General features: G+C 54.7%; 21 protein-coding genes. 12 read left to right on the top strand and 9 right to left on the bottom strand.

The genetic code is table 11. The features are described 5' to 3' along the window. Window positions 1–55: 55 nt before the first annotated feature. Window positions 56–1,579, bottom strand: a complete 1,524-nt coding sequence (locus GO984_RS11515) for a DUF2125 domain-containing protein (RefSeq protein WP_157022678.1) — start codon at window positions 1,577–1,579, stop codon at window positions 56–58. A gap of 133 nt (window positions 1,580–1,712) precedes the next feature. Between GO984_RS11515 and GO984_RS11510 the strand changes: the two genes are divergently transcribed. From GO984_RS11510 to GO984_RS11500, 3 genes are all read left to right on the top strand, one after another. Beyond that, window positions 1,713–2,462 (top strand): SDR family oxidoreductase, encoded by a 750-nt coding sequence (locus GO984_RS11510; RefSeq protein ID WP_157022677.1) that lies wholly within the window; start codon window positions 1,713–1,715, stop codon window positions 2,460–2,462. Further along, window positions 2,459–3,076 carry an enoyl-CoA hydratase-related protein gene (locus tag GO984_RS11505; RefSeq protein WP_167740305.1) on the top strand — a complete coding sequence of 206 codons (618 nt, stop codon included), beginning with the start codon at window positions 2,459–2,461 and terminating at the stop codon, window positions 3,074–3,076. Before GO984_RS11510 ends, GO984_RS11505 begins: the two co-directional genes overlap by 4 nt. 87 nt (window positions 3,077–3,163) lie before the next feature. Then, window positions 3,164–4,354, top strand: coding sequence for a TIGR03862 family flavoprotein (locus tag GO984_RS11500; protein WP_157022676.1), 1,191 nt, complete (start codon window positions 3,164–3,166; stop codon window positions 4,352–4,354). A gap of 63 nt (window positions 4,355–4,417) precedes the next feature. Here the strand turns inward: GO984_RS11500 and GO984_RS11495 are convergent, their stop codons facing one another. The 5 genes from GO984_RS11495 to GO984_RS11475 all read right to left on the bottom strand — a co-directional run bounded on the left by GO984_RS11495 (window position 4,418) and on the right by GO984_RS11475 (window position 9,769). After that, window positions 4,418–5,014: a glutathione S-transferase family protein gene (locus GO984_RS11495; protein ID WP_157022675.1), complete on the bottom strand. Its 597-nt coding sequence runs from the start codon at window positions 5,012–5,014 to the stop codon at window positions 4,418–4,420. A 60-nt stretch (window positions 5,015–5,074) separates the two neighbouring features. Further along, window positions 5,075–6,103, bottom strand: a complete 1,029-nt coding sequence (gene holA / locus GO984_RS11490; protein ID WP_157022674.1) for a DNA polymerase III subunit delta — start codon at window positions 6,101–6,103, stop codon at window positions 5,075–5,077. Then, the gene (gene lptE, locus GO984_RS11485; protein ID WP_157022673.1) at window positions 6,100–6,657 is read right to left on the bottom strand and encodes an LPS assembly lipoprotein LptE; all 558 of its coding nucleotides are present in this window, start codon (window positions 6,655–6,657) and stop codon (window positions 6,100–6,102) included. Before lptE ends, holA begins: the two co-directional genes overlap by 4 nt. Continuing rightward, window positions 6,644–9,193, bottom strand: coding sequence for a leucine--tRNA ligase (leuS, locus tag GO984_RS11480; protein ID WP_157022672.1), 2,550 nt, complete (start codon window positions 9,191–9,193; stop codon window positions 6,644–6,646). Before leuS ends, lptE begins: the two co-directional genes overlap by 14 nt. A gap of 87 nt (window positions 9,194–9,280) precedes the next feature. After that, window positions 9,281–9,769 (bottom strand): DUF3576 domain-containing protein, encoded by a 489-nt coding sequence (locus GO984_RS11475; RefSeq protein WP_157022671.1) that lies wholly within the window; start codon window positions 9,767–9,769, stop codon window positions 9,281–9,283. A gap of 280 nt (window positions 9,770–10,049) precedes the next feature. Between GO984_RS11475 and GO984_RS11470 the strand changes: the two genes are divergently transcribed. Beyond that, window positions 10,050–11,057: a porin gene (locus GO984_RS11470; RefSeq protein WP_157022670.1), complete on the top strand. Its 1,008-nt coding sequence runs from the start codon at window positions 10,050–10,052 to the stop codon at window positions 11,055–11,057. A 103-nt stretch (window positions 11,058–11,160) separates the two neighbouring features. Continuing rightward, the gene (locus tag GO984_RS11465) at window positions 11,161–11,808 is read left to right on the top strand and encodes a YggS family pyridoxal phosphate-dependent enzyme (protein WP_157022669.1); all 648 of its coding nucleotides are present in this window, start codon (window positions 11,161–11,163) and stop codon (window positions 11,806–11,808) included. Window positions 11,809–11,811: 3 nt separating this feature from the next. Here GO984_RS11465 and GO984_RS11460 read toward each other — a convergent pair whose 3' ends face one another. Together GO984_RS11460 and ribA are read right to left on the bottom strand one after the other, a co-directional pair. Continuing rightward, window positions 11,812–12,315, bottom strand: coding sequence for a L,D-transpeptidase family protein (locus tag GO984_RS11460; protein WP_342448079.1), 504 nt, complete (start codon window positions 12,313–12,315; stop codon window positions 11,812–11,814). After that, on the bottom strand, window positions 12,312–13,400 hold the full coding sequence (gene ribA, locus GO984_RS11455; protein WP_157022668.1) for a GTP cyclohydrolase II: 1,089 nt from the start codon (window positions 13,398–13,400) through the stop codon (window positions 12,312–12,314). Before ribA ends, GO984_RS11460 begins: the two co-directional genes overlap by 4 nt. A 172-nt stretch (window positions 13,401–13,572) precedes the next feature. On the opposite strand from ribA, the gene GO984_RS11450 reads away from it, so the two are divergent. Continuing rightward, window positions 13,573–14,259, top strand: coding sequence for a response regulator transcription factor (locus GO984_RS11450; protein ID WP_138162900.1), 687 nt, complete (start codon window positions 13,573–13,575; stop codon window positions 14,257–14,259). A 141-nt stretch (window positions 14,260–14,400) separates the two neighbouring features. On the opposite strand, the gene GO984_RS11445 is transcribed toward GO984_RS11450, so the two are convergent. Then, entirely contained in the window at window positions 14,401–15,510 is a 1,110-nt protein-coding gene (locus GO984_RS11445) for a TauD/TfdA family dioxygenase (protein ID WP_157022667.1), read from the bottom strand. Between the two features lie 303 nt (window positions 15,511–15,813). On the opposite strand from GO984_RS11445, the gene GO984_RS11440 reads away from it, so the two are divergent. The 6 genes from GO984_RS11440 to GO984_RS11415 all read left to right on the top strand — a co-directional run bounded on the left by GO984_RS11440 (window position 15,814) and on the right by GO984_RS11415 (window position 20,055). Next, the gene (locus GO984_RS11440; RefSeq protein ID WP_167740304.1) at window positions 15,814–16,392 is read left to right on the top strand and encodes a leucine-rich repeat domain-containing protein; all 579 of its coding nucleotides are present in this window, start codon (window positions 15,814–15,816) and stop codon (window positions 16,390–16,392) included. Window positions 16,393–16,436: 44 nt separating this feature from the next. Further along, a complete protein-coding gene (locus tag GO984_RS11435) occupies window positions 16,437–17,021 on the top strand; it encodes a leucine-rich repeat domain-containing protein (protein WP_167740303.1) in 585 nt (194 codons plus the stop codon). A 143-nt stretch (window positions 17,022–17,164) separates the two neighbouring features. Further along, window positions 17,165–17,953, top strand: coding sequence for an exodeoxyribonuclease III (locus GO984_RS11430; protein WP_157022664.1), 789 nt, complete (start codon window positions 17,165–17,167; stop codon window positions 17,951–17,953). Window positions 17,954–18,286: 333 nt separating this feature from the next. After that, on the top strand, window positions 18,287–19,201 hold the full coding sequence (locus tag GO984_RS11425; protein WP_157022663.1) for a thioredoxin family protein: 915 nt from the start codon (window positions 18,287–18,289) through the stop codon (window positions 19,199–19,201). 27 nt (window positions 19,202–19,228) lie between these two features. After that, window positions 19,229–19,870: an LON peptidase substrate-binding domain-containing protein gene (locus GO984_RS11420; RefSeq protein WP_157022662.1), complete on the top strand. Its 642-nt coding sequence runs from the start codon at window positions 19,229–19,231 to the stop codon at window positions 19,868–19,870. After that, window positions 19,867–20,055, top strand: coding sequence for a Trm112 family protein (locus GO984_RS11415; protein ID WP_138162907.1), 189 nt, complete (start codon window positions 19,867–19,869; stop codon window positions 20,053–20,055). Before GO984_RS11420 ends, GO984_RS11415 begins: the two co-directional genes overlap by 4 nt. Window positions 20,056–20,077 lie beyond the last annotated feature (22 nt).

Genomic DNA, 20,077 nt, shown 5'->3' with positions numbered 1-20,077 from the left:
GCAAAAAAGGCCGCTACCCAAGGGAAGCGGCCTAATGTTGTTGATTGAAACGCGCTTATTTGATGCGCTGACCATTGGCCAGAATTTGACCATCATCGGTGATTTCCAGTTTGGATTTCAGGGTATCTTCGCCGTCACCCGGTACGGCCAGCATCCCCATCATCATCCGCGCACCCATGGCGTCACTGTCGGACATAAGGCCCATCGAAATCAGCTTGTCCATCAGAACATTGGCACCAACAAGTGTCAGGTTGGCGCTGCCAGTTGGGGCGGGCATACCGTCAAAGCTAGCCAGATCATCGTTGTTAAAGGTGAAATCACCGGTGCCGGACAGTTTGGCGCCAGCAGCCGAGACCAGCAGGTTGTTGACGCTCAGCGCGTTCAACTCGCCAGGTTCCTGATTACCACGATCGACGGCTTCCATTGCTGCGGGATCGAACAGATCAAACAGCAATTTACCTTTGCCGGACAGGTCCAGTTCCACGGTGGCAGGTTCATGCGACAGAACGCCGGTTGGATCCACCATACCCCACAACATGTCAGGTACAGCAAAATCACGCAGGGTCAGGCCCAGTGCAAAGTCCTGCTCACTATCGGATTTGGCGATCGGCATTGCGAGTTTCGCACCATATTCCGCCAGGCTCAACGAAACTGGGAAGGGCAGGTCGCTGCTGGTCACGTTGATTGCAGTTGCGAGTTGGGACAGGTCATATGACAGCTGCCCGTTGCCCATCGCAACAGCCAGTTTCCCGCCATCTGACGAGGTCTCAAGACCGAAGGTATCGCCGCCATCAACGCCGGACATAGATGCGCTGCCGCCGGTATAGGAAAAGGCCCCGTCAAAGGCGAAACCAGAGGCCAGCATCGCAGTGATGTCAGCAAAATCCAATCCCATTGGAATTGAACTTGTTCCCCCAAAACTAACCCCCTGAAGGCTGCCTTTGGCAGATCCGCCATCACTTCCGCCGGGCTCTTTGGCGCCAAAGTCATAGTTCAACGACGCGGCCGTCATATTTTGGTCGTAGCTGCGGATATCGCCGATTTTCATATTGGTCTTGGTGACCACATCAGTCAGAGAGATCGTTGCTTTGACCATTCCTTCGGGCATGGCTTCGCCATCGGCCATCACCTTACCCAGCGCGATCTCAACCAGCGGCGAGGCGTAGTCATAGCTCATGTTCTGTGCATCGCCGGACACCAGCATCGGGCTGCCGTCATGTGTATAGATCAGTTCACCTGATCCTTCATCTCCGTCACCTTTGAAACTGATGGTGAGTGGGAACTCTTTGGGGAAGAGCACATTGACTGTGCCATCGCCATTTTCGACGAACTGAATTTCGGGGAGGGACATCCCAACTGTTGCGTCTTCATCAGGGATTGGCATCGCCATTGTCACATCAGTGACAGTGAGGGTACCACCGGACAGCGATTCTGAGCCTCCGACATCATAACCTGTGCCCGAAAGATAGGTTTTCCAATCGTCCCAGACCTCTTGGGCATTTACATCGGCAAATGCTCCCTGAGCGGAAATGACCAAAACAAACGCTGCACCGTAACCACGTGCGAGGAAAACTGACATAAGAGAACCTTTCTTTTTAATCGGTGGGACTATGGTCGGCAGTTGAGTATCCTGCGTCAAGGGGCCAGACATTGGACTGTTCCCCCCTATACATATTACCACGAAATGAAGATGTGATTTGGAGATAAAATTCATGGAATTCAAGGGCAAGACGGTTCTCATTACCGGGGCTAGCCGGGGAATCGGTGCAGAAACTGCACGGATCTTTGCTGCGGCAGGTGCCAATGTGGCCTTGCTGGCAAGGAGCGCAGACAGTCTGAATACGCTTGCGGAAGAGATCGGCGGGAACGCGCTGGCACTGGCCTGTGATGTTGCCGACTACGCAGCGGTCGAGGCGGCGGTGCAGCAGACTGTCGAACATTTTGGCTCGTTAGATGTGCTGATCAACAATGCCGGGGTCCTGAAACCAATGGCTTCACTGGTTGAAACTGATCCGGACGAATGGGGTTTGGTCTCGGACATCAACATCAAAGGTGTGTTCAACGGCATGCGCGCAGCTGTTCCGCTGATGAAGGCTGCTGGTGGCGGCACGGTCCTGACGGTGAGCTCAGGTGCGGCTCATAACCCGCTTGAAGGCTGGAGTGCCTATTGTACCTCCAAGGCTGGAGCGGCGATGTTGAACAGGGCGTTGGACCTGGAAGAGCGCGGCAATGGCATCCGTGCCATCGGCCTGTCTCCCGGCACGGTTGCCACCGAAATGCAGCGCGAAATCAAGGCGAGTGGAATTAACCGGGTGAGCGAGCTGAACTGGGAAGATCACGCCCCCGTAGAATGGCCGGCCAGGGTGTTGTTATGGATGTGCACGCCGGACGCAGACGAATTCGTTGGCAGTGAAATCTCTTTGCGAGATGATGAGATCCGTAAACGGGTTGGCCTAGAGTGATCGATCTAACGGTCGAAAAATCCGGGCTGTGGATTGTAACGATCAATCGCCCGGAAAAGGTCAATGCGCTGACGACAGTGATGCTCGAGCAGTTGTTGGAAATTGCTCACCGCGCCACCGAGGCACGCGGGTTGATTTTGACGGGCACGGGCAAGGTGTTTAGTGCTGGTGCCGATCTGGACGAAGCCGCAGCTGGATTGGCGCTGTCCCCTTTGTGGGAACAGCTGTCTGCTGCCATAGCTGCACTTCCCTGTCTGACGGTTGCAGTGTTGAACGGGACCCTGGCAGGGGGGGCTAACGGTATGGCATTGGCTTGCGATCTGCGTATTTCTGTGCCCAGTGCCAAGGTGTTCTATCCAGTGATGAAGCTTGGTTACTTGCCGCAACCCTCGGACGTTAAACGGATGGCGGCGCTAATCGGGCCATCCCGCACAAAAATGGTATTGGTGGCTGGTCAGAAGATCACTGCGCAAACGGCTTATGAATATGGGCTGATCGATAAAATCGTAGAGCCTGCAATGTTGATACAAACTGCGCGCGATTTGCTGACAGACAGTTTAGCGGCGAAGCCTGAAATCGCCGAGAAAATTCTGTCGATGTGCAGTGATGCCTAAGTTACACGTCCGGGTGGGCATAGGTGTGTCTCTTGGCTCACTTCTAACGAAAAATGCGCCGGGCTACGCTTTGGCAAGGAGACGGTGATGGCAGAGCAATTTGATGCAGTGGTGATCGGGACCGGGCCGGCAGGGCTGATGGCTGCCGATGAGTTGGCGCAGGCAGGCCATTCGGTGTTGCTGTGTGAGGCTAAGCCGTCGGTTGCGCGTAAGCTGCTGATGGCTGGTAAATCTGGCTTGAATCTTACCAAAGATGAAGAATTTGACGAGTTGATTCACAATTTCGGTGCGGCTGCAGAGTGGCTGACGCCAATGTTGCGCGAGTTTGATGGTGCAGCTGTGCAGACCTGGGCGCGCCGCCTAGGAATTGAGATATTCACCGGCAGTACAGGCCGAGTGTTTCCCAAAGTAATGAAGTCTTCACCGCTGTTGCGAGCGTGGTTGCTCGAGCTGGATCAGAAAGATGTGCAGCGCCGCACGCGTTGGCGGTGGTCTGGCTGGGATGGTGGAGCCTTAAAGTTTGAGACGCCAGATGGGTCACAGAATGTCGATGCCAGTGTCACTGTGTTGGCCCTGGGGGGTGCAAGTTGGTCTCGACTGGGTTCGGATGGAGCTTGGACATCTCTGCTATCGGGCAAGGGGGTTGAATTGGCACCGTTTCAGCCCGCAAATGCGGGACTTCTGGTCAACTGGTCAGATCATATGGCAGCCAGGTTCGGCGCACCGATCAAAGGGATTTCACTGCAAGCTGGCGCACTAGTCTCGCGGGGCGAAGCAGTGATTTCGCAACGTGGTCTCGAAGGCGGCGGCATCTATTCCATCAGTGCTGGCGTGCGGGAGGGAGCGCCACTGGTGCTGGATCTGCTGCCCGATTTGGAAGAGGACGAGGTCGCGCAGCGGTTGACGCGACCGCGTGGTAAGGCAAGCTTAGCCAACCATTTGCGCAAAATGTTGAAACTTGATCCAGCCCGCATCGCGCTGTTGCAGGAATTCGGCCGCCCATTACCGCAAGCTCCACAAGAACTGGCCCGGCTGATCAAAGCACTGGCCGTGAAACATTCCGGACTGCGCCCTATCGACGAAGCGATTTCAACAGCTGGGGGAGTCGCGCAGACGGCTCTGGACGACGGGTTAATGTTGAAAAAGATCCCCGGAGTATTCTGCGCTGGAGAAATGTTGGACTGGGAAGCTCCAACCGGCGGTTATCTGTTGACGGGATGTTTGGCCACCGGGCGTTGGGCCGGACGCGCTGCGGCGCAATATCTGAGCGAGCCATAGAACCCAATACCTCAAAAGTTGGCCAGTCTGGTGCGCGCCCAGACTGGTCTAGATTAAGCTAAGTTAATCCTTCAGGTGAGCAAAGGCTCGCTTGAAACCCTCGCGCTCGCGCATTTCTTTGGCATAAGTACGCAGGGTTTTGTCGCTGACCGGAAAGTCGGCAACCAGCGCCCAATTCAGGCAGTGGGTGGCCACAATATCGGCAATGGTAAAGCTGTCACCCTGCAGGAATGGCCCGGAAAAACGGTCAGACAGACGGCTAAGATTGCGCTCAAATTCCCATTTTGAACTCGCCGCGATTTCAGGCATCTGATGCTCTTTTGGCAGATACTTCATGTTGTGGCGGGCTGCGGTCCACAGGATCGAGTCGAATTCGTCCAGCAATGTGTGGGTCAAGGCATCCTGATGTGCACGATCAACGGTACCAGCCGGAGAGGTCAGCTTTCCATGTTTGTCAGCCAGATAGGTAAGCATAGCCGTGGAATCCGTGATGACTGCGTCGCCGTCTACCAGAACTGGGATCTTGCCGGATGTATTCAGCGCCAGAACCTCGGGGTGATGTGGCCCGGCCTCGATTAGCTCATAAGGCTCACCAAGTTCTTCCAGCATCCAAAGAACGCGAAAGGCGCGGCTTCTGACTGTTCCGTAGAGTTTGTACATTCTGATCCCCTGATATGTAGAGCGCCACAATGCGAGGTGACGCGCTAAGGTCAAGGGGGATCAGCGCACGCGGCCCAGCATAGCCAGCCGGATCAAAGCCCGCTCCATCAACGCCAGTGCTGGAGCTGTTTGCCCGGCTGATCTTAGTTGCAAGTCAGTGTCGGTTAAGAGAGTCAGGGCAGTTTCCAACCGGTCTACGCCCCAGTTTTGGGCCTGACGCAACACCCGGTCGCGGCGTTTTCCATACAGGGGCGGGCGCAATCGGCCAATACCCTGCGCGGCTCCACCTGGATGTGAAGCACAGGTATATAGCGTGCGAAAATGCCGTGTGGCACCAATGCACAGCGTTACCGCGTTGGCGCCTTGCGATTGCAGGCGGCGAATCAGAGGACCGATCTCGCCACTATGGCCTTCGGCGACGACATTCAGCACATCATCCAGTGCGGCTTCGGTGGATTGTGGCGCGACGGCGTCGATGTCGTCTAGCGACAGCGGGCTGGTATCTCCATGTTTATAGAGGGATAGTTTTTCAATCATCCTTGAGAAATCACCGGGGCCGATGTCATTTGCAATATCGGTCAGCGCTGACATGCTGTCGCCGGGGACGTCACGAATAGAGGCTGCGGCCAGAATACGCTCGATTTCGGCACGGGAGGGCGGGTCATCATAGATACCTACTGCGTAGGCGTTGCGGTGACCCTCAAATCCTTTGCGTAGTTTTGACGTCGCTTTTAGTTGGCCACCAGTAACAATGATTTGTGCATCGCCGGGCTGCCATTCGTCCAGCGCGGCGAGAATGGCCGGGGCAGCCTGATCGTTGGCCTCTTCGACGAACACCGCGCGGATGCCAGGGAAAAATCCCACTGCCTTCACGGCGTCCAGCAACTGTGCCGGGTCTTTGCGCAACCCGCCCGCGGGCATTCGGGTCAGGCGCATTTCTTCCTCGGCACTAGTGCCGAGCAGCGCCGAAAGCGTTTGTTGCCTTTTCAGTGCCACCCGCATCGCATCACCGCCATAGATCAACAGTCCGGCTTTCTCCGGGTCGGGGCGGGCAAAGTAGCCGTCGGCGTCACGCGGGCTCAGCTTCATGTTGGCGGGGGTAAAAGTGAGGGAGGGGCAGATTCTGCTGCGGAACTGGCTGACAGATCTACGGTGGTTAGAATGCGGGTGGTAATTTGGTCAGCCAAAATAACCATCAAACGTTGATGCGCATCGCGTTCACCCGCCAGTGTTTCAACTGTCGAGCCAATGGCAGAGTAGCCGGTGAACGCGTCTTCGTCGCCGCTGGAAACCACTTTTCCATCAGATAGGCGCGTCAGTGTGTAACTGGCTTTGCCAACAATGGAATAACGAATAGTTTGGGCGTCCGCAGTGATTGCCTGGCCTTCATCGTGGGTGCCAAGCGTCAGATCTAACTGATAACGGCCAGCACTCGTTCGACCCAGTCGTTGTTCCAGCTTCTGTACCAGCAAGTAGGAATCAACCTCGCTGGTCGAGGGGATGTCCTGGGGTGCCTGAATCGTGATCTGGCCATATAGCGCGTCGCCGGTACCACCAGGGGCGTGAACCGGGGTGAAACCGCAGGCCGCCAGCGCCAAAGGCGCCAGCAGCGTTAGCAGAGTTCTGCGATCAAGCAACGACATTTACGATACGTCCGGGCACCACGATCACCTTCTTTGGGGCGCCGCCATTCAGCGCCTTTTGCACAGCTTCCGTTGCCAGCGCGATTTTTTCAACCTCAGCTTTGTCCATGTCCTTGGGTACGCTGATTTCTGCGCGGCGCTTGCCATTGATCTGGATTGGCATCGTGACGGTGTCGTCAATCAGCATTGCCGGATCGGCCACAGGCCATGGTGCGACAGTGATCAAACCTTCGCCGCCCTGATGGGCCCAGATGTCTTCAGCTAGGTGCGGTGTCATAGGTGACATCAGCTGAGCTAGCGTCATGATTGCTTGCTTTTGGGCTGCGGCGCCGGCCTTGGATTTGGCCAACAGGTTAGTGAAGCCATAAAGCTTGGCAATCGCGGCGTTGAAGCCAAAACTATCGATTCCGTTGGTTACATCGTCGATGGCCTTGTGCGTTGCCCGCAACAAGGCTTCGTCGCCATCACCCTTAGCCGCAGGATCCATTTCGCCGATTTTGTCGCACAGGTTCCAAACCCGGTTCAGATGTTTGAACGAGGCTTCGGCGCCCGAGGCTGTCCATTCCACATCGCGTTCCGGAGGAGAATCGGACAACATGAACCAACGAGCAGTATCTGCGCCATAAGATGAGATGATCGATAGTGGATCGACGACGTTGTTCTTGGACTTCGACATCTTGGCTGAAGGAATCACTTGGGCCTCGGCGCCAGTATCCTTCAGGAAGGCTTTGCCTTCGCGCAGGTCAATGTTTTCGGGATAGTGGTATTTGGGTCGACCATTGTCGCCTTCGGTCTGATAGATCGCGTGGGTCACCATGCCTTGGGTGAACAAGGCATCAAACGGTTCCTTGGCACTTTCGGGCAGGTGGCCCGTAATCTGCATCGCACGGGCAAAGAATCGCGAATACAACAGGTGCAGAATCGCGTGCTCAATCCCGCCAATGTACTGATCGACGTTCATCCAGTACTCGGCCTCGGCCAAATCGGTCGGCGTTTCAGCATTAGGGGCGGTGAAACGCGCGAAATACCAGGACGAATCAACAAAGGTATCCATGGTGTCGGTTTCGCGCTTGGCAGGTTCACCGCAGGACGGGCAGGCGCAGTCACGCCAGGTTGGGTGCCAGTTCAGCGGGTTGCCGGGCTTGTCAAAGGTGACATCGTCGGGCAGCTCGATCGGCAGATTCTCTTTCTTTTCTGGAACGACGCCACAGGCCTCGCAATGGACCACGGGAATCGGACAGCCCCAGAATCGCTGCCGGGACAGGCCCCAGTCACGTAGCCGGTATTTGGTCACCCCAGTGCCCCAGCCAGCCTTTTCGGCAAAATCGACGGTGGTGTTAACCGCATCCTCGCCCGTGGCCTCGGTCAGTCCGGCAAAGTGATCAACCCAGCGCACCTTTTCGGATTTGGCAGGCACAAAGGCTTCGGTTCCGACTGGCGTGTCGTTGTCGAGGGCAAAGAAGGTGTCGATTACTGGCAGGTCGTATTTGCGGCAGAAATCAAGGTCTCGCTGGTCATGGGCGGGGCAGGCAAAAATCGCGCCGGTGCCATATTCCATCAGAATAAAGTTGGCGATCCAAACCGGCAGTTCGGCACCGGTCAATGGGTGCTGGACCCTGATACCGGTGTCATACCCCAGCTTGGGCGCAGTTTCGATAGCTTCCTCGGTGGTGCCGCCCTTGCGGCACTCAGCCAGGAAATCAGCCATTTCTGGCCTGTCCGCTTCTAGCTGCTTGGCAATTGGGTGGTCTGGGGAGATGCCTACAAAGGAGGCTCCGTTCAGTGTGTCTGGGCGGGTCGTATAGACCTCGATCGGCTCGCCGCCGTCTGTGCGCTCGAACGAAAACTGCAAACCACGAGATTTGCCGATCCAGTTTTCCTGCATCAACCGCACCTTGGCAGGCCAGTTGTCCAAACCGTCCAGCGCAGTCAGCAACTCGTCTGAAAAATCCGAGATCTTAAAGAACCACTGGGTCAGCTCGCGCCGCTCTACCAATGCGCCCGAACGCCAGCCGCGGCCAGCCTCGACCTGTTCGTTGGCTAGAACGGTCAAATCAACCGGATCCCAGTTCACCACTGCATTTTTGCGGTAAACCAGACCTTTATCAAGGAAATCAAGGAATAAGGACTGCTGCTGGCCGTAGTAATCCGGATCACAGGTAGCAAATTCACGGGACCAGTCAATCGACAGGCCCAGTGGCTTCATCTGGCCACGCATGTCGGCAATGTTGTTATAAGTCCACTCTTTCGGATGGCCGCCAATAGCGATGGCCGCGTTTTCCGCAGGCAATCCAAAAGCATCCCATCCCATCGGGTGCAGCACGTTATGGCCGGTTGCCATCTTATAGCGCGCGACAACATCACCCATAGTGTAATTGCGTACATGGCCCATGTGGATGCGGCCCGACGGGTAGGGGAACATCTCCAGCACATAATACTTCGGCTTATCAGCCGTGCGCTTGGCCTGAAAGATTCCGGCCTTTTCCCAGGCCGCTTGCCATTTTGCTTCGATTTCGGAGGCTTCGTAACGCGACATCAGTGCGGTCCTTTGAATAAAAACGCCGGGTGCAAGACCCGGCGCTGTAATACTGAGATTTTTGGCCATATTCCAGAGCGCAGCGAATTAGAACTTTGTGTCTGCAATCCGCAGCTGACGCGCCCGCGACAATATGGCATCCTCCACCGCACGGGTTGTGCTGGCGCTAACGGGTCCACCCTTGCTGTGCAGTGATACATTTAGGGACCGCGCATCCAGTGCGGGATCTTTAATATGTACTGTCGCACGATAAGACCGACCGCCACCCGGAGGGGTGCCAAACCCAGTGATGATTACTCCGGTAAAGGGATCAACCGACTGCACAGGTAGGAAATCCAGCACATCTAGCGACGCGTTCCAGAGATAGCGATTTACCTGCACGGTCTGTTCGGCGTCGTTTGGGCCAAAAAGGTCAAAAATGGATGAGCCTTCAGTGAATTCAGGGTCGGCGGGGTTCCCGCCAACAACATTCTCATTATAGGTGGAGGCAGTATCACTACCTTTACCGTTAAACAGGCCACAGCCGCTGATCGCAGTCAGTAGTGAAAATAGTCCAATAACCTTGAGCCAGCGCATATTAGGCAGTTCCGTTTCTAGATTGGTTGCGCAGTAGTCCTAGCCAAGGCATCGGGCTGCAACAAGCTTATTCTTTAAGAGTCTTAGCTATTAGTAGGATACTTCAGCCTCCAAGGGTTAACACACTGTGACATCCTTGCACCAACTTTAGCGCGAAAAGAATGGTGCCTTAGCTGGCCCTTGCACCATGACCCCAAAAAGAGCGAAACGAGGATCGTACTCAGACTTGTTCCGTTTGGTTCTTGTTTGAATAGAAATCTAAACCCGAGGGAAAAAGACTATGAAAAAGATTCTCTTCGCTTCGACAGCGCTGATCGCCACCGCAGGCATGGCAGCTGCCGACATCAACTTCAGCGGTTACGGCCGTTTTGGTATCTCGTACGAGGAAAATGCTGGCACACCTGGTACAGCAACACTTAACGGTTCTTCCGACACTATCATCGTTCACCGTTTCCGGATGAACATCGACGGTTCTGCTGAAACCGACAGCGGCGTACGCTTCTCGGCTCGTGTTCGTTTGCAAGCTGACGAACAGACTTCCGACACTGCTCCAACCTCTCGCGGTGAAGCAGGTGCAGCTGGCCTGAACGGCGCTCGTTTCTCGGTTGAGTACGAAGGTCTGCGCGTTGACGTAGGTAACGTTGCTGGTGCGATCGACAACATGCCTGGCTACTACGGTGAAGAAATCGGCCTGGAATACTTCGTTGGTCAGTACTCTGCTGCTAACTATAGCTTCCTGGGTTATTCTTCCGGTGGTGCTGGTTCGAACGGTGTATATGTTCGTTACGCCATGGGTGACTTCGCTGTTGCTGCGTCTTACGACCAAGCTTCTTCCGCTAGCGGTACTTCGACAACTGCTCTGGTTGGCGACCGTTGGGACATCCACGCTGCTTACACATTCGGCAACATCACAGCCGCTCTGGGTTATGGTGAAACTGACACCACAGTTAAGCAGGACATCCTGGTCTTGACTTTGGGCGGTTCCTGGGGTGCTTTCTCGGGTAACCTGATCGTTGGTGACGAAAGCGTGAACGCTGCTGGTGTTGCAGACGCAACGACTTCCGACACCTTCTACGGTATTTCAGGTACTTACGACGTATCTTCGGCTACTTCGATCGGCTTCACCTACGGTGACGGTTCCGGCACTGGCGACCGTCAGCAGTACGGTATCGGTGTAAACCACGACCTGGGCGGCGGTGTCTCCCTGCGTGGCGGTATCGGTAACTCCAAAACTGGTGCTGGTACTTCCACAACACGTGCGGACTTCGGTGCTCGCTTCAACTTCTAAGTTGAACGTAACCTGATAGTATTTGGGCGGTCTCATCAGAGGCCGCCCTTTTCTTTTGCCTTGAAACAGTGTTTCTCTGCCCCAAACAGATATGAGGGCCGAAATGTCACTGGAAGAAATCAAATCCCGCATCGCCAAGGCTGAAATTGCTGCTGGACGTGAACCAGGGGCGGTGACGCTGATTGCGGTTTCTAAAGTGCAGCCAAATGAGCGGGTTGCGGTAGTGCTTGAACAGGGCCAACGTTGTTTTGGCGAAAATCGAGTGCAAGAGGCATCGGGGAAATGGCCCGACTTCATGCAGCAATATGATGGTGTTGACCTGCATCTGATCGGCCCACTTCAAACCAACAAGGCCCGTCAGGCGATGGAGCTATGCCACGCCATACATTCCGTCGACCGACCAAAACTTGCCAAGACGCTGGCCCGACTCGCACAAGAACTGGGCCATTGCCCGGATCTGTTCATTCAGGTGAATACTGGCGAGGAAGAGCAGAAAGCCGGAGTGATGCCCGACCAAGCGGATGATTTCATTGCGGAATGCCGTGCACTGGACCTTCCAGTGAAAGGTCTGATGTGTATTCCGCCAGCCGAGGAAGAGCCGTCCCTGCATTTTGCGCTGCTTGCCAAAATTGCTGCGCGCAACGGGCTGTCGGGTTTGTCGATGGGGATGAGTAGCGATTTTGAGACTGCGATTGCGCAAGGGGCGACTCATGTTCGGGTTGGATCTGCCATTTTTGGGACCCGCGGCTAGGCGTTACGCAAGGGACGGCACTATCACACGAGTGCCAGGCTGAATCTGTGCGGCTAACCAGTGCAAATCAGTTCGGCAAAATGCGATACAGCCTTCCGTCGGATATCCGGGGCGGCGCCACTGGTGGATGAAGATTGCCGAGCCAAGGCCGGGCTGCGCATTTGGCCAATTCCAATCCATGATCAATACCAGATCATAGAGCGGATCACTGCGCCGCAGAGATTCGTGACTGAAGGCATAGGGGGCACGAACCTGCGTGTTGTAGGCGCTGTCACCCTGATCGTCAGACCATAAATCGTTTGGGCCAACTGGCTTTGCCCAGTGCGCGGGGCGGGGGATGCGATCAGGTCGATACAGCATTCCAACGATCTGATGTTGCCCAACGGGCGTGGCGCCGTCGCCCTCGCGTTTGGTAGACGTCAATCCACCTTTGCCGATAGAACACGGTAACACGCGACCACCAAATCGTACGCCACGTGGGGTCAAAACCAAATCAAAAGGCGTCACAAGATGTGCCCGGATTTGGTCGCCTTGGTCGCCAGATAGTCGCGATTAAATGTGTTCTCACCGACTTGCAGAGGTACCCGTTCAGTTACCTTGATGCCTGTATGCTCCATCATGGCGATCTTTTTGGGATTGTTAGTCAGCAACCGCACCTGATCAAATCCCAGTTCCCGCAGGATCGCCGAGCCAAGCCGAAAGTCACGTTCATCATCTTCGAAACCCAGCCGGTGATTGGCCTCTACTGTGTCAAATCCTTGATCTTGCAAGGAGTAAGCGCGCATCTTGTTGGCAAGGCCTATCCCGCGACCCTCTTGGTTCAGGTACAGTAGAACACCAGAACCCTCAGCTCCCATCTGCATGAGCGCAGCCTGAAGTTGCGGGCCGCAATCACATTTCAGCGACCCAAGTACATCGCCAGTAAAGCAGGCAGAATGCAATCGTGCCAGCACGGGTTGGCTTCGGTCCGGTCGGCCAATTTCAATGGCGTAATGCTCTTCTCCGCCATCTTCGGGACGGAATACATGCAACCTACCGGCCTCAGCGGCTTGAACCGGCAGGCGTGCGGCGGCAACAGGATGGAGTGGTGAGCTTTCACTGAGCAACGGTTCAGCCGCGGAATGGCTGAGCAGAGTCAGCCCATTTTGACCGGCGAAGTCCTTGGCGTTTTCCAGTGGCACCAGCAGTGCAGAGGGCAGTAACCGGGCGGATTTAACCAAAGCAATTGCCAGCCGGTGCAGCTCGGCGCTACCTGTTCGCAGACTATTGAAGGGGCCTTTCATCGGGGTGCTCAGGTCATCTGCCGGATCCGCAAGCGCTTGAACCCAGGCACGGTCCGCACTGTCAGGCAGTGTGATCCGGGTGATGTCGCCATCGTAGACTTGGGCTTTCAGTGTTTCGGCACGGCGCGCGGTCAGCGCCAGGGAAACTGTTCCCATAGCGCGCAGATCTGCCAGCCGCTCAGCCGTCAGGCTTTCCGCTGCAATGGCCAGCGCGGCTATGCCGTGACCTGACAACACCACCGGCAACCCCATGCGAAGATCTACCCGAGCCCGGGCAAGCAACTCGATCAAAGTGGGCATTAAACTCATCTGCGGTGTCTCGGTCTGTGGTGAAATATAAACATGCTTTACCTATGCTCAATGACAAGGAAAGTGAAACAATTCCCGTGCAGGGGACACGTGCGCGTGAGAGGGTTGCAGCAAATCTTGTCGTTTGGGCAGGCTGTGATCATGTGTGGTCAACAGGACAGGAGGGTTCCCCATGGCACAACTCAAAAAGATATTACTGGTTGATGATGATGAAGATCTGCGCGAGGCGCTGAGCGAACAGCTGGTGATGACAGAAGATTTCGACGTGTTCGAGGCGGACAATGGGCAGAGTGCGATGGAGCGCGCCAAGGAGGCCCTCTATGATTTGATCATTCTAGACGTCGGCTTGCCGGATACCGATGGCCGTGAACTGTGTCGCCTCATGCGTAAGCAGGGTGTCAAAGCTCCAATCTTGATGCTGACTGGTCATGATAGCGATGCAGACACCATTCTGGGTCTGGACGCCGGCGCCAATGATTATGTGTCGAAACCCTTCAAATTCCCGGTTCTACTGGCCCGCATCCGGGCGCAGTTGCGCCAACACGAGCAGTCGGAAGACGCTGTTTTCACCTTGGGCCCATATACGTTCAAGCCATCGATGAAATTGTTGATGACCGACGATGACCGTAAAATCCGGTTGACCGAAAAAGAGACTAATATCCTCAAGTTCCTGTACCGATCGAACGAAGGGGTGGTCGCCCGCGAGGTGTTGTTGCACGAAGTTTGGGGCTATAATGCTGGCGTTACCACCCATACGCTGGAAACCCATATTTACCGGTTGCGCCAGAAAATTGAGCCGGATCCGTCAAATGCGCGGTTGTTGGTGACAGAATCAGGCGGATATCGGCTGGTTGCCTGACAAAAATTGGGCCCGGGTGTTTAAAAAGGCAAATGTAGACATACTTATTAACCAACAGACCCCGCGCATATCCGGGTTATGATATGCACCTCCCTGTTGGACTTGGCCGGGCTTCGCGCCCGGCCTTTTTTTGTTTTCGCCTCAGCGCTGTAGAACGCGCAGGCGACTTTCAAATTCGCCGCGATCTACATAGCAGCCGTGTAGGTGGCGAAACCCGGTTTGCGGGTCAAAGGCTTCACGACCGTGCAGCACGCGACGGTTGTCAAATACCACCATTTCACCGGCTTTCAGTTTGAGTGTGACAAGATAGGCAGGGTCCCGCGTCATGATCATGAATTGACGATAGGCGCGATAAAACCGAACCATCAATGTGGGCTCCAAGTCCAACACATCCGCGATATGTGCATTAAAGCAGATTTCGATTACCTGACCGTCTTCATCCAGGTTGATCACATTCTTACGGCTTCGAATGTCAGTATTTTCGTCATGAAACCGAAACGGGATCGAAATGGTTGAAAGTAGGCCAAAAGCCTCGGGGTCGGACAGACGCAGGTCTTCAGCGATGGCGTACCCGTCACAAAACAGCGAACCACCTCCCTCAGCTTCATTAGCCATGCAGTGCAAAAACTGAAATCCGGGCGGCAACTCCTGGTTGGTCAGATCAGTGTGCAACGGCAGTGCAACCGATGTGTAAGCAAGATTGTTGGGATTGGGCTTGGATTGCACCTCAAATGTGCGACCAAAGTTGGTTTCCCGCAAGAATCCGATGCGCCGCGCGACGTCCATGCCTGCCTGGGTATTGTTGGCTAGGTCTTCGACAATTGAAAACCCAAACGTCTGGGTGCTGACCAACCAGTTTTTCAAGGCTGTGTCAGAATTGAGAACATCATCGGAGCCAACGCGTGGAACTCCAGCAGCGCCAAGTTCCTGCCGCCAATAAGTAAAGCCTGTATGCGCGGGGTCTGCCGCACGCTGGCCCGGACTACGGCTACGCAACCAATCACAATCAAAAGTGCTGATTGTGTCATCCCCAGACCACCAGATGGTCAGAACTTTTCCGTCAGTTTCAATTTTGGTGGCGAGGACATCAAGCGAAAGGGAGGTCAAATCACCAGTTCGCTCTTTGGTTTGAGGGTGGAATGCTGCCGGGTCATTGTCCCGCAGCCAGATATACGGGAAATCGGAGCTGGTACCGTCCTGCCAGTCAACGTGAACCATAGCGGTATCGTGACGCAAAGTTGCGTTGTTCATTTGGATATCTCCAAGGGGAATGTGTCTAGGGAATTGGGATCAGGGCCTTAGCCCGCAAGCGCGGACTGCGGTGGCGGCCACCAATCAAAGGCCTTTTTATAAGGGTGTCCGGGGCGGCGCCCCAACACAGCAGGCATGTGTGAATTCCGATTCAACTCATTCAGAGACAAATCCACTTGAACAGGAAATTGAAAAATCGCAAGGAAATTTCACGAGAGCCGCAAAATAGGTTAAGGGGTAAATTGAGGCTGGTATCGCGCTGTCTGAATGGGCAGGGTGCGCTTGGCAACAAAAGGAAGCGCGATGATACAGAAATTCTATCAGGTGATTTGGTCCGGTTTGTTGTGCTTCGGGCTGGTTTCGACAGCGACGGCCCAGTCCCAGGCTGAGATGGCTGCATACCAGATGGCAGAGCAGAAAATTGCAGAGAATGCCGCTTCGGGTTACCCAAAACTGGACTTGGGGCGCGTAAAAGACCTGCAGTATTTGCCACCGTCGCTGGCTAACTCAAAACACCTGCGAGAAATTGTCTTGGGGTCGCAATATTGTACACCCGGTAGAATTTCTTGTGATCGTGAAGGGCCTGCGCTCAACGATATTTCCATTCTGGCTCAGCTGCCAAATCTGAAAGTGCTGGACCTGGGATCTGTTGCCGTTCTGGACAAAGAGTTGATTGCGAGTCTGACGGGGCTGCGCGTTCTGTCCTTGGCCAATACCTCGGTCAAAGACTTGTCCTTTTTGTCTGAAATGACGCAGCTACAAGAGCTGAACCTGTGGTTTAATCCGGTTTCGGACCTGTCGCCACTTGCCGGGCTGACGGGCCTAGAAAGCTTGGGCTCAACAACACTCAAGTTACTGACATATCATCGCTTTCTGAAATGAAGGGGCTAACTAAAATTAGCCTTGATGAAACCATGGTTTCGGACTTGTCACCGCTGGCCGATATGGCAGAGCTGCAAATCCTTACTCTGGGCAACACGCCGGTCAGCGATATTTCCGCCGTTGCCGGAATGACGCAGTTGAAGAAGCTCGACTTGGCGAACACTCAGGTACAAAATGTGGAGCCGATTTCAGAGCTCCCCAATTTACAAACGCTTTATCTTGGTGGCACTTGGGTTGAGAGAGTTCGCTCGCTTATCCATCTCGATAGTCTGATCACTCTGGATATCGGCAACACTGCGATCGATTCGATCATTCCCTTCAAAAAAAACACCTCGCTTGAGTACCTAGGACTGCAAAATACCAACGTTGTCTGGTTGAAGCCGATAGAGAATTTGACCGCTCTTACCCGGTTGGATATCTCCAATACCCGAGTGTCTGAGATCCCGTGGTTAAGTTCTCTGGTGAATTTGAAGCGTTTGAATATGCAGGGAACAGCGGTTTCAGATCTCACACCGCTTGTAGGGCTGCCCGCATTGGCAATTGTAAGTGCCAACAACGGCATCAAGCCCTTACAACTCGGCCCAGTGGCCAAATTGCGTGAGCAGGGCGTGCGCGTCATAGATGACTAGTTGCAGTTGGGCTGGTTAGCCTCGGTGCCAATCACCTGATAATCAATGCTGGCTGTTCCTGTTTTGTGCAAATCGGGATAGGAACAAAGTCAGCATCATCACGCAGCCCGGCTGCTTAAGAATTTAGAACAGGAAAGACGCATATGTCCTTTACCCTTGCCACTTGGAATATCAACTCGGTCCGCTTGCGTGAGCCATTGGTGCTGAAATTCTTGGCCGAACAGGGCCCGGATGTGCTGTGTCTGCAGGAATGTAAAAGCCCGGTCGACAAAATTCCGACCGAAGGTTTTGCCGAGCTGGGCTACACCCACATGGTTGCGCGCGGTCAAAAGGGCTACAATGGCGTTGCAATCCTGTCGCGACTGCCAATCGAAGACGCGGGAAGCCAACAATTTGCTGGCTTGGACCATGCGCGTCACGTCGCCGGACGTCTGGAGAACGGCGTAACCATCCATAATTTCTATGTCCCAGCGGGTGGCGACAAACCGAACCGCGAGATCAACGAGAAATTTGGCCAGAAGCTTGATTACCTGACCGACATGCGGGACTGGTTTGCCAATGAGACCCCGGAAAAAGCCATTCTTGTAGGGGATCTGAACATTGCGCCGCGTGAAGATGATGTTTGGGACCACAAGAAAATGCTGAAAATCGTCAGTCATACACCAATCGAAATCGAACATCTGGCGGAAGTTCAGGAAGCCGGAAACTGGGTTGATGTCACGCGTCAGGATATCCCTGAGGGCCTGTTGTACAGTTGGTGGTCCTACCGTGCCAAAGATTGGGATGCGGCGGACAAGGGGCGGCGCCTGGATCATGTCTGGGCCACGTCTGACATCTCGGCATCGGCACATTCCAGCCGCGTCCTGCGTGAGGCACGAGGTTGGGAAAAGCCCAGCGACCATGCCCCAGTTTTTGCAACCTTTGACATCTAGCGCGGTCAGGTTGAATTGACGCCTTTTGTGGCCTGATACAGGTAAACCATCCGGTCAATATACCACAGCTTGCCCTCAATCATGGGGGCAAGCCTAAACACATCCCATAGTCCAGCGTCGGCAAGCCAATAGATCCGTTATACCCTGCTGACCACGGCCATAGACATTCAGTGGGCTGCCATGTTTGACCCGCGTTGTGCCGTCCCTTGCCATCATTCTCTCAGAAAACTAAACAATATCCATTCGGCTACACTCCAATCCGCCAACTCCTCTCTTGGTTTCTTGGTCGCCAGCTTTCATATAGGGGGCAAGTCCGATGTGGAGAACAAGGTTATGATGGATATTATTGGTGGGGCCGAAGCGCCGGCAGCAGATTTGATCAAGGACGTCTCTGAGGCGACCTTTATGCAGGATGTGGTCGAGGCGTCGCAAAATGCGCCGGTGATCGTTGATTTCTGGGCTCCTTGGTGTGGCCCCTGCAAAACATTGGGCCCGGCGCTAGAGGCGGCAGTGACCCGTGCCAAAGGCGCAGTGACCATGGCGAAGGTCAACGTCGACGAAAACCAAATGATTGCCCAGCAGATGCGGGTCCAGTCGATCCCAGCAGTGTTTGCCTTTTACAAAGGTCAGCCGATTGACGGGTTTCAGGGTGCATTGCCCCCTTCCGAGATTGACACCTTTGTTGCCAAAGTGGTCGAGGCCGGAGGCGGATCTGCTGACGGTGGACTGGGCGAAGCGCTGGAAGCTGCAGAAACTATGCTGGCCGAAGGCGAAGCTGAAGATGCGGCACAAATTTTTGCAGCAGTGATTGGCGAAGATGACAAAAACGCCGCTGCCTATGCTGGTTTGGCACGCTCACATCTGGCCCAGGACGATGCTGATCAGGCCGAGGCGGTGCTGAACGGTGCACCGGCTGATATCGCTGAAGCACCTGAAATCGAAGCGGCGCGGGCCCAGATAGAGCTCGCTCGTCAGGCCGCAAATGCCGGTCCCGTGGCTGATTTGCGGGCTCAGGTTGATGCGGACCCCAGTAATCATCAGGCCCGATTTGATTTAGCACAGGCCCTGCATGCAACAGATGATGCCGAGGCCGCAGTGGCTGAGTTGCTGGAATTGTTTCGTCGTGACCGTGAATGGAATGATGGCGCAGCTAAGGCTCAGCTGTTCACGATATTTGATGCTCTAAAGCCAGAAGATACGGTTGTTCTTAACGGTCGCCGTAAATTGAGCTCAATGATATTTGCTTAATCACGGGGCAGGGCTAGTCTCAATTCAATGATCCAAGCCGCTGACCTACCGGACACGGTTCCCGTGTTTCCTCTTCCCGGGGCGCTGTTGCTGCCCCGGTCACGCCTGCCGCTGCATATATTTGAGCCGCGCTATTTGCAGATGCTCGAGGATAGCCTGAAAACGCCACAGCGATTGATTGGCATGGTGCAGCCCTGTTCAAGGCAACTGCAGGACGATGCCCTGCATGAAATCGGTTGCGCTGGCCGGGTGACACAGTTCTCAGAAACTGAAGACGGTCGTTATTTGATCACCCTGTCCGGGGTTTCACGTTTCCGGATTGAACAGGAAACCGACGGCTTTACGCCATACCGGCGTTGCCAAATTGACTGGGACGGCTTTAGCCGTGATTTGGGTAGAGTTGAGGCGGATGCAAAATTTGACCGGCTGGAATTTCTGGACTTGCTCGAGCGGTTCTTTTTGTCACGTAATCTGTCGACAGACTGGGAAGCGCTTAAAGATGCGGATGATGAGTTATTGATTAATTCGCTGTCGATGATGCTGGACTTTGATCCGGAGGATAAACAAGCCTTGCTCGAGGCGCCCGGCCTTGCGACAAGACGTGAAACTTTGACAACCCTGATTGAATTTGCCCTGCTAGGCGGTTCCAACGAGGAAGTACTTCAATGAACGAGACCAAAACGCCAGCTTTTGACCGCCATATGCTTGAGGCGTTGGTTTGTCCGCAGACGCAGGCCGTGCTGGAATATCACGCCGATTCTCAGGAGCTGATATCCAAGGCCGCAGGTTTGGCGTTTCCGATCCGTAACGGCATTCCTGTGATGCTGGTAGATGAGGCGCGCGTGCTGGATTGATGGAATGTCGCAGCCGAAAGGT

Origin of the sequence: Parasedimentitalea huanghaiensis (assembly GCF_009753675.1) — a bacterium.
Lineage (GTDB): Bacteria > Pseudomonadota > Alphaproteobacteria > Rhodobacterales > Rhodobacteraceae > Parasedimentitalea > Parasedimentitalea huanghaiensis.
This window is presented reverse-complemented; position numbering and strand designations above follow the sequence as displayed.